The 13104-nt window shown below is 62.7% G+C and carries 15 protein-coding genes; 9 read left to right on the forward strand and 6 right to left on the reverse strand.

The window, feature by feature from the left end; genetic code table 11:
- A partial coding sequence (locus tag EN906_RS07950) for a biotin/lipoyl-containing protein (protein WP_348629274.1) occupies positions 1 to 1165 on the forward strand: 1165 nt, incomplete at its 5' end.
- An 88-nt stretch (positions 1166 to 1253) separates the two neighbouring features.
- Here EN906_RS07950 and EN906_RS07955 read toward each other — a convergent pair.
- Complete coding sequence (locus EN906_RS07955) at positions 1254 to 2375, reverse strand: ABC transporter substrate-binding protein (protein WP_127270990.1); 1122 nt, start codon at positions 2373 to 2375, stop codon at positions 1254 to 1256.
- 392 nt (positions 2376 to 2767) lie between these two features.
- Positions 2768 to 3034 carry a sel1 repeat family protein gene (locus EN906_RS07960; protein WP_013532614.1) on the reverse strand — a complete coding sequence of 89 codons (267 nt, stop codon included), beginning with the start codon at positions 3032 to 3034 and terminating at the stop codon, positions 2768 to 2770.
- Between the two features lie 449 nt (positions 3035 to 3483).
- Between EN906_RS07960 and EN906_RS07965 the strand changes: the two genes are divergently transcribed.
- From EN906_RS07965 to EN906_RS07980, 5 genes are all read left to right on the forward strand, one after another.
- Positions 3484 to 3825, forward strand: coding sequence for a DUF2147 domain-containing protein (locus EN906_RS07965; protein ID WP_127270988.1), 342 nt, complete (start codon positions 3484 to 3486; stop codon positions 3823 to 3825).
- A gap of 223 nt (positions 3826 to 4048) precedes the next feature.
- Complete coding sequence (locus EN906_RS37225) at positions 4049 to 4207, forward strand: hypothetical protein (RefSeq protein WP_023812838.1); 159 nt, start codon at positions 4049 to 4051, stop codon at positions 4205 to 4207.
- Between the two features lie 38 nt (positions 4208 to 4245).
- Positions 4246 to 4440, forward strand: coding sequence for a hypothetical protein (locus EN906_RS07970; protein ID WP_127270986.1), 195 nt, complete (start codon positions 4246 to 4248; stop codon positions 4438 to 4440).
- Positions 4441 to 4556: 116 nt separating this feature from the next.
- Positions 4557 to 6020: an AMP nucleosidase gene (locus EN906_RS07975; RefSeq protein WP_236382868.1), complete on the forward strand. Its 1464-nt coding sequence runs from the start codon at positions 4557 to 4559 to the stop codon at positions 6018 to 6020.
- Between the two features lie 70 nt (positions 6021 to 6090).
- Positions 6091 to 7137, forward strand: coding sequence for an endonuclease/exonuclease/phosphatase family protein (locus tag EN906_RS07980; RefSeq protein WP_127270982.1), 1047 nt, complete (start codon positions 6091 to 6093; stop codon positions 7135 to 7137).
- Between the two features lie 4 nt (positions 7138 to 7141).
- On the opposite strand, the gene EN906_RS07985 is transcribed toward EN906_RS07980, so the two are convergent.
- From EN906_RS07985 to EN906_RS37230, 3 genes are all read right to left on the reverse strand, one after another.
- Positions 7142 to 7741: a DUF922 domain-containing protein gene (locus EN906_RS07985; protein ID WP_127269929.1), complete on the reverse strand. Its 600-nt coding sequence runs from the start codon at positions 7739 to 7741 to the stop codon at positions 7142 to 7144.
- Positions 7742 to 7868: 127 nt separating this feature from the next.
- Positions 7869 to 9548: an electron transfer flavoprotein-ubiquinone oxidoreductase gene (locus EN906_RS07990; protein WP_127269927.1), complete on the reverse strand. Its 1680-nt coding sequence runs from the start codon at positions 9546 to 9548 to the stop codon at positions 7869 to 7871.
- Positions 9549 to 9611: 63 nt separating this feature from the next.
- Positions 9612 to 9758 carry a hypothetical protein gene (locus EN906_RS37230; protein WP_155930595.1) on the reverse strand — a complete coding sequence of 49 codons (147 nt, stop codon included), beginning with the start codon at positions 9756 to 9758 and terminating at the stop codon, positions 9612 to 9614.
- Positions 9759 to 9768: 10 nt separating this feature from the next.
- Between EN906_RS37230 and EN906_RS07995 the strand changes: the two genes are divergently transcribed.
- From EN906_RS07995 to EN906_RS08005, 3 genes are all read left to right on the forward strand, one after another.
- Positions 9769 to 10413: a hypothetical protein gene (locus tag EN906_RS07995; RefSeq protein ID WP_127269925.1), complete on the forward strand. Its 645-nt coding sequence runs from the start codon at positions 9769 to 9771 to the stop codon at positions 10411 to 10413.
- A gap of 210 nt (positions 10414 to 10623) precedes the next feature.
- The gene (locus tag EN906_RS08000; protein WP_127270979.1) at positions 10624 to 11493 is read left to right on the forward strand and encodes a uracil-DNA glycosylase; all 870 of its coding nucleotides are present in this window, start codon (positions 10624 to 10626) and stop codon (positions 11491 to 11493) included.
- A gap of 143 nt (positions 11494 to 11636) precedes the next feature.
- Positions 11637 to 12449 (forward strand): helix-turn-helix transcriptional regulator, encoded by an 813-nt coding sequence (locus EN906_RS08005; protein WP_127270977.1) that lies wholly within the window; start codon positions 11637 to 11639, stop codon positions 12447 to 12449.
- Here EN906_RS08005 and EN906_RS08010 read toward each other — a convergent pair.
- Positions 12450 to 13104 (reverse strand): DMT family transporter (locus EN906_RS08010; protein WP_164777126.1); only part of this gene is annotated, 655 nt, incomplete at its 5' end.

A 13104-nucleotide genomic window follows, 5' to 3' on the forward strand; every position in this document is an offset into this window, starting at 1 on the left:
CATCGAGTTCATCGTCGATGCCTCGCAGGGCCTGAAAGCCGCCCGCTTCTGGTTCATGGAGATGAACACCCGCCTGCAGGTCGAACATCCGGTCACCGAAATGGTAACCGGCACCGATCTGGTCGAGTGGCAGTTGCGGGTCGCCAGCGGCGAAAAGCTGCCGAAGACGCAAAGCGAGATCGCGCTCGTCGGCCATGCCTTCGAGGCGCGCATTTATGCCGAGGACGCGGCAAAAGGGTTCCTGCCGGCGACCGGCACGCTGCATCATCTGAAATTTCCAGACGCAGCCTCCGAAGGCGCCACAATGCGCATAGAGACCGGCGTGCGGGCGGGTGACGCCATCTCGCCCTATTACGACCCGATGATTGCCAAGCTGATCGTCCACGCCACGGACCGTCAGGGGGCTCTGGAAGCGCTTGGCGCGGCGCTATCCCGGACCGAGATCGCCGGCTCGACCGTCAACACCGCCTTTCTTGCCGCTCTCGCCGCCGATCCGGATTTTGCTGCAGGCGATGTCGACACCAGCCTGATTGGCAGACACCAAGAAACCTTGGCGACCGTCCCGCCGCCGAGCGACGAAACCATTGCTGCCGCCGCTCTTGCGGCCTCCGGTGCCGGCGCAACCCCGTCATCCGACGATCCGTGGTCGTCGCTTGTCGGCTATGCCCATTTCCACAGCGTGGCGCGACGCACATGGCTGAAGTTCGGCGAAGACGATATCGCGGCGAAGGTTTCGGTGCGGGCGGACGGACGATTCCAGGTCGCGCTGGACAAGCCCTATGGCGACACCAATTCGCATGATTTTCGCGCCACGCCACGCCTCGCCCGCTGGCCAGGCCATATTACCGTGTTCGAAGGCGCCGTTGGCTACACCTTCGCCGTGCCGGACCCGTTGGCACGGGCCGATGAGGCGGCGGCAAGCACCGGCAGCCTGCGTGCGCCGATGCCGGGATTGGTCAAGCTGGTGCGCGTGGGAAAAGGCGATACGGTGATCAAGGGCCAGCCGCTGCTGATCCTCGAGGCGATGAAGATGGAGCACACCATCGCCGCGCCGCATGACGGCGTGATCGCCGAGATCGCCACAGAGGGCGCACAGGTCACCGACGGAACGGTGCTGGTGCGGTTCGTCGAGGAGCACAACGCCGCGACCACAGCAGTGAGCTGACGGTTCGGAAGGCCACGACAGGGGAAGCAAAAAAATGGCCGGGATGAACCCGGCCATTTCTCTATGCCATCCAGTCGCAGGGTGGCGATTACTGCGCGATCGGCGCGTATTTGCCGTCATGCCACTGGTTGATGTCGTAGCTGGCATTCTTGAGGTCGCCCTTCTCGTCGAAGGTGACATCACCGACAACGGTGCTGATCGGCGTACCGTTCTTCAACGCTTCGGCAACCTTGGCCGGGTCGTCGCTGCCGGCACGCTTGATGCCTTCGGCGAAAGCCTGGATGGTGGCGTAAGAGAACAGCGTGAAACCCTCCGGCACGAAACCGCCGGCCTTGATCTTCTCGACGGCTGCCTTGGCTTCCGGCTTTGCCTGCGGATCCGACGGGAAGACGAACATGGTGCCCTCGCCGGCCGGGCCGGCAACCTGCCAGAATTCCGGCGAGGCGATGGAGTCCGGCATGATCAGCTGGAACTTCAGATTCTGTTCCGCCGACTGACGCAGGATCAGGCCGGCTTCAGGATGGTAGCCGCCGAAATAAACAACGTCGGCTTTCAAATCCTTGAGCTTGGTGACGAGAGCCGAATAGTCCTTCTCGCCAGCGTTGATGCCGTCATAATAGACCTCCTTGAGGCCGCCGGCATTCATCGTTGCCCTGACGGCGTCAGCCACGCCCTGTCCGTAGGCGCTCTTGTCATGCAGGACGACGACATTCTTGCCGGCAAACTTCTTGGCGATCCATGGGCCGATGAAGGCGCCCTGCGCGTCGTCTCGCGTATAAAGGCGCATGATCGTCGGCCAGCCGGCCTTGGCTGCCGCATCGGTCAGCACCGGGTTTGACGAGGCCGGGCTCATCATCAAGGCGCCGGCTTCGGCATAGACAGCTGATGCCGGAATGCTGGAACCCGAGCAGGCATGGCCGTCGATGAACTTGACGCCATCGGCGACGACGCGGTTGGCAACCGACACGGCCTGCTTGGGATCGCATTGGTCGTCTTCGATGCTCAGCTTGATCTGACGACCGTCGACACCGCCCGCGGCGTTGATCGCATCGGCGGCAGCCTGTGCGCCCTGCTTGAACTGATCGCCGATGGTGGCGAGCTGTCCTGTCATCGGGCCCACCACCGCAAAGGTGATGTCGTCTGCGAATGCGACCGGCGTGCTCAACATCAGGCCGAATATGGCCGCGTTCAAAATACTCAATTTTTTCATGATGGTAGAACTCCTCCACTCACGCGCGGCCGCCCCGGCCGCGCTTCTTCCAGAGAGGCCGGACAATTTCATCCTTCATTCGGCCTGTCTAGGCGCATTGGCGCCGCTCGATTGGGCCTGCAAGACGTCATCCACGCAAAAAGCCACGCCAGCCTTGTTCCGGCTGGTCGCGGCTTTTTTGCCCGTCGAGCAATCTCCAGGCGCCCCCGCGCCTAAAAATCCGCTCAGCTTCCCTGTGTCGCGCACGACTGGGCCTTGCGGCCTGCCGCGTTCTTTCCCTTGCCTTCGTGACCGTCTTGCGCGGCCTTCAATTTCGCCGGGTCTGGCCGTCTGTGCGGCCTTGATCCCGGAGCTTCCCTGTCTTCGATGGATCTGTCTGCGATTGGCAGATTTCAGTGCATGGTCATCCATTCGCGGGCTTCGCGCAGCGCCGTGGCGATCTCGACCTTCGACATGGCGGCCGACAGTTCCGAGCGCAGCTCGGCGGCGCGGGCCGAGCCCTTGATTGCGGCGATGTTGAACCATTTGTGGGCGGCAACGACATCGGTCTCGCAATCGCGGCCGGTCGCATACATCATGCCCAATTCGAAAAGGATGTCGGCCTGGGCAGTTGCTCCCATAGCGCCGAAACCTGCTTCAAGCATTTCAAAACGTGCCATTTCAATCCCCTGTTTTCCGGCCCCTGTCAGGCTCCCGAGAGCTGCCTTCTTTCGTCTTGCCGGCTGCTCTTCCGATGCTTTCGAGAATGCCGTGCAGGCTTGAATCCGTCGTTAAATGGCGTGCTTAATTTGAGGAAAACAAAGCTAAAACAAGAGGTAAACGCCGAAATTCGTTAAGGATACAAACCCAGCAATTCAGCCTGCTTGCCTCAAATTTGACGAAAGTTTTCTCGCGCGGGGGCAAGACTTCGCTAACCACGGCAGACAAAGGCGATGCGCCGATCGTTTCATTTCATCGTCGAGGAGGCGCTTTCAGGCGGCTGCAAAATCCCAAAGTCTTCCGCTACGGCACCGCTTTTGTTTTGCCGGGAGCTGGATTAGCTTACGTTTGCGTAAGCGGCAGACCGGCGAGGCGGAGCATCCGGCCGGACATCCACAGGGAGGAAGACATGTTTCGAAAACTGAGCCTGGCCCTTGCGGCCACATTGATCGTGGCGAGTGCAGCATGGGCCGATCCGATCGAAGGCAATTGGAAGACGCAGGCCGGCGAAACCGCGGCCATCGCCGGCGGCGGCTCGTTTTCCATCACGCTCAAGTCCGGGAAATATGCCGGCAAGACCATCGGCTCGCTCAAGGCGACAGGCGACAACAAATATGCCGGCAACATCACCGATCCGGCAAACGACAAGACCTATTCGGGCAAGGCGACATTGTCGGGCAGCTCTCTCAAGATGAGCGGCTGCGTGCTCGGCGGACTGATCTGCAAGAGCCAGACCTGGCACAAGCTCTGATCGAGCGCATCCTTGCGACATGATGACGGGGCCTCGACGGGCCCCGTTTTCGTTTGTCGACACATCCTGCGCCGATGATGCTCGATACCCACCGGCGGCTATCCAAACCGACGCCGGCGCCGTCGAAACCCGTCAGTCATCTTGAACGGCAGATGAACGCCGGCATCAGAGCCGGTTCAGTTGCATCAGGGCATTCTCCGGCGTGTTGAAGGAGACCGACCCAATGCTTGCTCGCCGCTTCACCATCGTCTGCCTGCTGGTGAGCCTGTTTGGAATGTTCTTCGCCATCCTCGTCGCCGAAGCGGGCCGTCCGGCCCGCGCCTGGGACGAAGCCAGTTCCAGAACCTGCCGCCTCGCCTGCCCCACCCATCTTCGCAACTGACCAAAGAAACCAAGACCTCGAAAGAAAAGCTGAACGCCATGAACCGCATCGCCGCCAACACTCTCAAGACCCTTCGGCTTCTGCCGCGGGCGGCGCTTATCCTGACGGTGCTGGCCGCTCCGGTTCTGGCCGTGCCGATGATGCGCACTGACGCCGGCTCGACGATCGACGCACCAGCCCTGAAGAAGTCCGGCGTCGGCTTTGTGCTCCTGGTCAGCCTGCAGCGCGGTTGAAGAAAAACGGCGCTTTGGCCGCCTTCGGTCGCGACACCCCTCCCAAGTGCCGATCCAAGTCTCTATATTGAGCCATGGAAAAGCGAATCTACCCACAAGCCATCGAATCTGTCGTCATGCCGGAGCCTTTTGGCCGGCAAAGCTTTGATAGCGCCGAAAAAGCAGTCAAGGCACTGCAGGCGCTTTACGACCGCAATACCAAATTCCTGCGCGACTCCTTTGCAGAGCTGGCGGCAGCAGGCGGCGACAATGGCAAGCGCTACCGGGCCTTTTATCCGGAGATCGGTGTCACCACCAACTCGTTCACCCAGATCGACTCGCGCCAGGCCTATGGCCATATGCCGACGCCTGGGCATTTTTCCACCACCATCACCCAGCCGGGCCTGTTCGAAAGCTACCTCGTCGAGCAGTTGCGCCTGATCATGCGCAATCATGGGGTTGCGGTCACGGTGTCGGAATCGACCACACCCATCCCGCTGCATTTCGCCTTCCTTGAAGGCACCCATGTCGACGGCGCGACGGCAGAGCGCATCAAGCGGCCGATCCGCGATCTGTTCGACGTGCCGGATCTCGACGGCACCGACGACCAGATCGCCAACGGCACCTTCGAAGTCGCCTTTGGCGAGCCGAGGCCTCTGGCGCCCTTCACGGCGCAGCGCATCGATTATTCGCTGCACCGGCTGTCGCACTATACGGCAACCACGCCGCAGCAGTTCCAGAACTTCGTGCTGTTCACCAATTATCAGTTCTACATCGACGAGTTCGTCGCCCGCGCCCGCAACCTGATGGCCAATGGCGGCGGCGGATACACGGAGTTCGTCGAGCCGGGCAATGTCATCACCAAGAGCGGGCAAAGCGCGCCCAGCGAAGGCGTTGCACCGCCGCGCCTGCCGCAGATGCCGGCCTATCACCTGAAGAAATCGGGACATGGCGGCATCACCATGGTCAATATCGGCGTCGGGCCCTCCAACGCCAAGACCATCACCGACCATATCGCGGTGCTGAGGCCGCATGCCTGGGTGATGCTCGGCCACTGCGCCGGCCTGCGCAACACCCAGGCGCTGGGCGACTATGTGCTGGCGCATGCCTATGTGCGCGAGGACCATGTGCTGGACGACGATCTTCCGGTCTGGGTGCCGATCCCGCCGCTGGCCGAAATCCAGGTGGCGTTGCAGGAAGCCGTCGCCGAAGTCACCGGCCTTTCCGGCTACGACCTAAAGCGCATCATGCGCACCGGCACCGTCGCCACCATCGACAATCGCAACTGGGAACTGCGCGACCAGCGTGGCCCGGTACAGCGTCTGTCGCAATCTCGCGCCATCGCACTCGACATGGAATCGGCGACCATCGCCGCCAATGGCTTCCGCTTTCGCGTTCCCTACGGCACGCTGCTGTGCGTTTCGGACAAACCGCTGCATGGCGAGTTGAAGCTGCCCGGCATGGCGACCGAATTCTACAAGCGCCAGGTGGCGCAGCACCTGACCATCGGCATCAGGGCGATGGAGAAGCTCGCGGAAATGCCGATGGAGCGGTTGCATTCGCGCAAGCTCAGAAGTTTTTCGGAAACGGCGTTCCAGTAGGCCGATGCCACGCACCGCGGCGGCATTTCTCATCTTGATTGGGCCGCATTTCTGCCGATAAGCAGGCGGCATGGAGAGAGCGAGCCTCGGGACATTGCTGATTTCGGTTGCATTCCTGGCAATGCTGGCCTGTTCGATCGCTCTGGTGGCCGGGTTTTTCGGAACGCTGCATCCCGCCTTCGATTCCTTCTCGCATTTCCGCGTCCACCTTGCCGTGCTGATGGCGCTTTGCGCGCTGCCGCTGCTGGCCACGACATTTCGCCTGCAGGCGGCCGTGGCACTGCTTTTTGCCGTGGCGGCCTTCGCCACCACTTCCGGGTCGCTGTCCTTCTCCCGCCTGTGGCCGGTTGAGGCCGCCTATGAAGCCAAGAACGAAGACCGCGCAATCTACAAGCTGCTGCAGATGAACCTGCGCTACGACAATCCGACGCCGAAGAAGGTGCTGTCGCTGATCGGCCGGACCAATCCCGACGTGATCACCCTCGACGAGGTATCGGCGATGTGGGCGACCGAGCTTGGCTATATCAGCAGCGCCTATCCATACCGGATCCTCTGTCCCTATCCCAACGGCATATTCGGCGTCGCGTTGCTCTCGCGGAGGCCCTTTGCCGCGGGCACCGAGGCGCGTTGCGAAAGGCGCGGCGCCATGGCGACAGCGACCGTCGACTTCGGCGGGATCGACGTCGATGTCGCGGCGATCCACCTCAGTTGGCCGTGGCCACGCGAGCAGTACTGGCAGATCGGCGAGTTGACGGAGCCGCTTTCCGCGCTCGGCGAGACGGCCATCATGGCGGGCGACTGCAATGCCGCGCCATGGAGTGCCGCCGTGCGGCGGGTCGCGGCGCTTGGCGGGCTGACCGTGATGCCGTCCGCCGGCCCGACCTGGATCCACATCAAGCTGCCGGACTTCCTGCGGCGCTTCGCCGGCCTGCCGATCGACCAGGTTTTCAGCAAGGGCGGCGTGACCATCCATTCCGCGACACGGCTGGAAGACACCGGCTCGGATCACCTTCCGGTCATGGTGGAGTTCTCACTCAGGCTGAACCAGCAAAAGCCGCTCGACGAACATGAAACCGCGACCGCGGCCATAAGCCAGACCGGCAAGACGCCAGGCTGAAGGATCAGGGCCTGACCAAAGCGATGACGAGATGCTGGACATGGCCGCCATCGCGATGCTCGCGCGCATCGAAAGCGAGCTGCTTGGCCTCATATGCGGCATTGGTGGCCTTGATACGTCGCTGTGCCTCGCGACGTGTTTTGTAGCAGAACCGGTCGTCGGCAATCCTGAGGCCGGAGATCGATCTTTCCGTGGCCCGCATCATCTCCCTGGCGATGCGGCCATGGGTTTCCTCATGGGCGCGGACGCCGGCGAAGAACCGCGTCCATCGCTTCCGGAGCGTCGGCGTGGTGGCCGAGGCGACACGCGGAAACGTATAAAAGAGATTGAGCGTGCCGTTGGCGCGCCGCAAGCGGCAAACGCCATTGTCCTGGCTGGTGTCAAGGTCCCAATCCACTGCGTAGCCGGTCAACGCGATGGCGTGCGTCATGAAGCCGTGCTTCGGCCCCTTGCGGTCCATAGCCTGCATCAGCGCCAGCCCCGTGTTCCCGGTGATGTCGTAGGTCCGCGTCTTGACCACCACCCTGGTGCCGGCCGAGGCCGCCGAAGCCAAACCGAACAGCGCAGCGATCGCCACAAGGCATGCCAGAACCGCCAGGCGCATTGGCCATCTCCTTATCGTCAAGGAATGGAACCATAAGCGCGCGGCAGTTTCAACAGTCCTAATGTTTCACTTGCCACGGGAGACCCGAGCCGTCGTCGGGGCTTTGCACGCTGTGGCCGGCGCGAGCCTACATGCCCTGGTAGACCGGGCCTTCTCCGCCTTGCGGCGGCACCCAGTTGATGTTCTGGTTCGGGTCCTTGATGTCGCATGTCTTGCAGTGGACGCAGTTCTGCGCGTTGATGACGAAGCGCACATCCTTGGCCGTGGGATCGGCGGCGGCATTGCCGTCCTTGTCGACCCACTCGTAAACCCCGGCCGGACAGTAACGCGTCGAGGGGCCCGCAAAGACATCGTGCTCGGACCGCTTCTGCAGTTCCATGTCGCCGACAAGCAGGTGGACCGGCTCGTTTTCCTCGTGATTGGTGTTGGACAGGAACACCGAGGACAGCCTGTCGAAGGTCAGCACGCCATCGGGCTTCGGATAGGCGATCTTCTTGTGCCGGGCGGCAGGCTCGAGCGTCGCATAGTCGGCCTTGCCATGCTTCAGCGTGCCGAAGGGCGAGACACCGAACAGCGTGTTCAGCCACATGTCGAGGCCGCCGAGGCCGACACCGACGATCGTGCCGAAGCGCGACCACAGCGGCTTGACGTTGCGCACCTTCTTCAAATCCTTGCCGATGTCGGTCGCGCGCCAGGCTTCCTCGTAGGAAGCGAGTTCGTCGTTGGCGCGCCCGGCACCGATCGCCTCTGCGACATGCTCGGCCGCCAGCATGCCGGACAGCACGGCATTGTGCGAGCCCTTGATGCGCGGCACGTTGACGAAGCCCGCCGCACATCCCATTAGCGCACCACCGGGGAAGGAGAGTTTCGGCACTGACTGCCAGCCGCCCTCGGTGATGGCGCGCGCGCCATAGCCGAGGCGCTTGGCGCCGTCGAAAGTCCCGCTGATCGCCGGATGGGTCTTGAAGCGCTGGAATTCCTCGAAGGGCGACAGCCAGGGGTTCTTGTAATTGAGGTGGAGGACGAAGCCGACCGCCACCTGATTGTCCTCGAGATGGTAGAGGAACGAGCCGCCGCCGGTCTTCAAGTCAAGCGGCCAGCCGAAGGAATGCTGGACCAGGCCCGGACGGTGGTTCTCCGGCTTGACCTGCCAGAGTTCCTTCAGGCCGATGCCGTATTTGCCCGGTTCGCGGCCATCGGAAAGCTTGTATCTGGCGATCAACTGCTTGGCGAGCGAGCCGCGAGCGCCCTCCCCGATCAGCACATATTTGCCCATCAGCGCCATGCCGGGTGCGAAACCCGGACCGTGCGTTCCGTCCTTCTCGACGCCCATGTCGCCGGTGACGACACCGGTGACGGCGCCTTGCTCATTGTAGAGCAGGCCGGCGGCGGCAAAGCCCGGATAGATCTCGACGCCGAGCGCTTCGGCCTTGGTCGCCAGCCAGCGGCAGACATTGCCGAGCGAGACGATGTAGTTGCCGTGATTGTTCATCAGCGGCGGCATCAGCATGTTGGGCAGGCGAAACGAGCCGGCAGGACCAAGGACGAGGAAATGGTCTGATGTGACCGGCGTCTTGAAGGGATGGCCGTCCTCATCGCGCCAGCCCGGCAAGAGCCGGTCGATGCCGATCGGATCGACAACGGCGCCGGAGAGGATATGGGCGCCGACCTCACCGCCCTTCTCCAGGACGACGACCGAAAGCTCGGGATTGACCTGCTTGAGGCGGATGGCTGCGGCGAGGCCGGCAGGGCCGGCGCCGACGATAACCACGTCGAATTCCATGCTTTCGCGTTCGATGTCGCTCATCAACCCCTCCGCACTGGCTTATCCCATTCGGGTATCTTGCTGGCTCCCGCGCTGCATAGCGCATCAATTGACGACAGGAAACCGGCGCATACGTGACAATGCCGTTTTGGCCAAAAAGTCGCGCATTGCGAGGCTGGAAGACTGCTTTTCGCCCGGCATTGCCTGCGAGGCGCGCGTTTTTAATTGTTCGACGGCTTGCTTATCGGCCATACTTCACGCCATGCGCATTCCTGGGCCAGCCGGCTTTTCATCGACGCGCTTTCTTTTCCCGCCCGGCCGGATCCGCCGGGCGCTCCTTTTGGCCCTTCTGATGCTGGCGCCGCATCACGCTGCCGCCGACGAAGTGAAGGTCTGGGCGGCTGGCGCCTACTCCTTCTCCGACGAGCTTGGCGGCTTCCACATCACCGGCGCCTCGGGCATCGGAACGAAGGACGATCCGTTCGTCATCACCGAAGAGCTGAATTCGTCAACGCCGGTGACGCTGACGATCCGCACGACAAAACCGATCCAGGCATTCGGCAAGGCCGACGAATTCGCCAACGGCATGATGTATATGCGCATCGAGGTGCTCAACAACAGCGGCCAGGCCTGGGTCGAATTCCAGTTCGAATTGCAGGAGATCCTGAATCGGCCGAGCGTGTTCGGCGACGGGCTTTCCTTCGACCAGCGCAACAAGACGCCGGACAATATCTTGTCGAGCAATTTCGCCGATTTCGATCGCGATTTCGAACCCTATGACCGGCTGCTGTTCAGGAATGGCAAGGTCGACCCGCTGAAAACCGCCAGGTTCGAATTCCTGATGACTGATTACACACCGCGATGGACGTTTTACCTCGTGCAGGATCCACGCATACCGACGGGATGAGGCGCGGATGCGGGGCGCGCTCTCCCCCCTCGAGGGGCGGCACGACCGGACGCGACTCCCCTTCGCCGACAGAGGAGGTTGACGCTCTACGCGCGACGACCCCCTCTGGCCTGCCGGCCATCTCCCCCTCAAGGAGGGAGATTGGCTGTCATCACCGCTTTCGCCAATCACAAACTTGCAAATCGTGCTCGCGCGGATGAATGTGCCGGCATGACTGCCGCTTCCCCAAACAACATACCTGACATCGCCGACTTGCTGGCCTTTTACGCCAGCGTGGGCGTCGACGAGGCGCTTGAAGACCAGCCCGTGAACCGATTCGCCGAGGTTGCGCCAAAGCCCATGGAGCGCGCGGCGGCGTCTTCGGGCGATATCGCCGCACCGCAGCGTTCGACGAATATGTCTCGCCCCGAACCAAGTGACAGATCAAGTGCGCCGCCGGTTGCGCGCCCAACGTCGGCCACCGTTCCCGACGAAGCGCAGGCGGCACTGGCTCGCCAATTGGCGACGACAGCAACGACGCTGGACGAGCTTCGCCAGCACATGGCGGCATTCGAGGGCTGCAATCTCAAGGCCACCGCCAAGAGCCTGGTGTTCGCCGACGGCAACCCGGACGCCGCCGTGATGCTGGTCGGCGAGGCACCCGGCCGCGACGAGGACATCGAGGGCCTGCCCTTCGTCGGCCGATCGGGTCGGCTGCTCGACCGCATGCTGGCGGCGATCGGGCTCGACCGTACTTCAGTCTATATCGCCAATGTCATTCCCTGGCGGCCGCCGGGCAATCGCACGCCGACGCCGCACGAAACCGAGATCTGCCGGCCGTTCATCGAGCGGCAGATCGAACTGGTCAATCCGAAGGTGCTGATCAACCTTGGCGGCCCGTCAGCCAAGACCTTGCTCAACACCTCGGAAGGCATATTGCGGCTGCGCGGCAACTGGCGCGCCCACACGACGGCGTCCGGCATCGCCATCCCGGCCATGCCGACGCTGCATCCGGCCTATCTCCTGCGAACCCCGTCGCACAAGAAGCTGGCGTGGCGGGATTTTCTCGAAGTCAAGGCGAAGCTGCGTGCACTTGGGTGATTGGCCAATCTCCTCCACGAGGGGGGAGATTGGCTGTCATCTCCGCTTTCGCCAATCTCCAATGTGGATAGGCGAACGCCGGCAAGAACTATGACCTCAGACGTAATTGAAATGCCCCCCTCTCCCAGTCTAACCATGCCCTCATGACAACAGCCCAAACCTCCGCCGGCAGCCTCATTCGCGAGTGGCGCACCCGCCGCCGCATGTCTCAACTCGACCTCGCCATGGAGGCCGAAATCTCGCAGCGGCATCTGAGCTTCGTCGAAAGCGGCCGCGCCGCGCCCTCACGCGACATGGTGCTGCATCTGGCCGAGCAATTGTCGATACCGCTGAGGCAGCGCAACCAGTTGCTCCTCGCCGCCGGCTTTGCGCCGAGCTTCGGCGAGCGCTCATTGACCGACACCACGATGGCGCCGGCGATGGCGGCGGTCGAGATCGTCCTCAAAGGCCACGAGCCTTTCCCGGCACTCGCTGTCGACCGCCACTGGAACCTGGTTTCGGCCAATGCCGCCATTGCCCCCTTCCTTGCCGATGTCAGCGAGGCTTCGCTGCTGACGCCGCCGGTCAACGTCCTTCGCCTCAGCCTTCATCCCGGCGGCATCGCGCCACGCATCGTCAATCTCCAGGAATGGCGGACGCATCTGCTCGAGCGCCTGAAACACCAGAATGACGCGAGCGGCGACGCGGTGCTGATCGAACTCGAGCGTGAGCTGAGGACTTATCCGTCCGGCTTGAAAGGCAGTCGGCCGGTGTCGGTAGAGCCGAACCCCATCGTGCACCCGCTCAGGCTTGCGCACGGCGACCAGGTGCTGTCGTTCATCAGCACCATCACCGTCTTCGGCACGCCGCTCGACGTGACCCTGTCGGAACTGGCGATCGAATCGTTTTTTCCAGCCGATGAGCAGACGAGGACGGTGCTGGTTCGGTTGGCGAAGGAGCGAGCCGAGCTGTCGTAATCACCCTTCAGGCAAAGATGCCTTGCGCGTGCGGGTCCGCTCCAGGCCAAGCTGGCGTTCGCGCCAGATGATGAAGATGCCGGCGGCGACGACGATCAGGCCGCCGACGAGCATATGGAGCGTGGCGACGTCGCCGAAGACGAGATAACCGACGACGACGCCGAGGATCATCGACGTATATTCGAACGGCGCCACCACCGAGGCCTCGGCATGGCGATAGGCCGCCGTCATCAGGATCTGGCCGAGACCGCCGCAGAAGCCGGCGGCAACAAGAAGAGCCGCCTGGAGCGGCGTCAGCGCCTGCCAGCCGAATGGCAGCGACAGCAGCGACATGACGCTCGCCGTCACCGAAAACCACAGCACGATGGTCGCTGTGCGCTCGCTTTGAACGAGATTGCGCACCAAGAGCATGGCGACGGCCGAGATCGCCGCGGCGACAAGAGCGGCGATGACGCCAAGCACTTCCTGATCGTCGAGCGCCTCGTCGGAACTCAGCAGCGTCAGTTCCGGCCAGGAGATGATCAGCACGCCGACCAGGCCGACCGCGACCGCACTCCAGCGATAGACACGGATGGCCTCGCCGAGGAAGATGGAGCTGAACACCACCACCAGCAGCGGCTGCGCGTAGTTCAGCGTGATCGCTTCTGGCAGCGGC

The organism is Mesorhizobium sp. M7A.F.Ca.CA.004.06.1.1 (genome assembly GCF_003999135.1).
Classification (GTDB): Bacteria; Pseudomonadota; Alphaproteobacteria; order Rhizobiales; family Rhizobiaceae; genus Mesorhizobium.

Coding starts and splice junctions, on each gene's coding strand:
- EN906_RS07955 (WP_127270990.1), bottom strand. CDS start 2,375: ATGAAAAAATTGAGTATTTTGAACGCGGCCATATTCGGCCTGATGTTG.
- EN906_RS07960 (WP_013532614.1), bottom strand. CDS start 3,034: ATGGCACGTTTTGAAATGCTTGAAGCAGGTTTCGGCGCTATGGGAGCA.
- EN906_RS07965 (WP_127270988.1), top strand. CDS start 3,484: ATGTTTCGAAAACTGAGCCTGGCCCTTGCGGCCACATTGATCGTGGCG.
- EN906_RS37225 (WP_023812838.1), top strand. CDS start 4,049: ATGCTTGCTCGCCGCTTCACCATCGTCTGCCTGCTGGTGAGCCTGTTT.
- EN906_RS07970 (WP_127270986.1), top strand. CDS start 4,246: ATGAACCGCATCGCCGCCAACACTCTCAAGACCCTTCGGCTTCTGCCG.
- EN906_RS07975 (WP_236382868.1), top strand. CDS start 4,557: ATGCCGGAGCCTTTTGGCCGGCAAAGCTTTGATAGCGCCGAAAAAGCA.
- EN906_RS07980 (WP_127270982.1), top strand. CDS start 6,091: ATGGAGAGAGCGAGCCTCGGGACATTGCTGATTTCGGTTGCATTCCTG.
- EN906_RS07985 (WP_127269929.1), bottom strand. CDS start 7,741: ATGCGCCTGGCGGTTCTGGCATGCCTTGTGGCGATCGCTGCGCTGTTC.
- EN906_RS07990 (WP_127269927.1), bottom strand. CDS start 9,548: ATGAGCGACATCGAACGCGAAAGCATGGAATTCGACGTGGTTATCGTC.
- EN906_RS37230 (WP_155930595.1), bottom strand. CDS start 9,758: ATGGCCGATAAGCAAGCCGTCGAACAATTAAAAACGCGCGCCTCGCAG.
- EN906_RS07995 (WP_127269925.1), top strand. CDS start 9,769: ATGCGCATTCCTGGGCCAGCCGGCTTTTCATCGACGCGCTTTCTTTTC.
- EN906_RS08000 (WP_127270979.1), top strand. CDS start 10,624: ATGACTGCCGCTTCCCCAAACAACATACCTGACATCGCCGACTTGCTG.
- EN906_RS08005 (WP_127270977.1), top strand. CDS start 11,637: ATGACAACAGCCCAAACCTCCGCCGGCAGCCTCATTCGCGAGTGGCGC.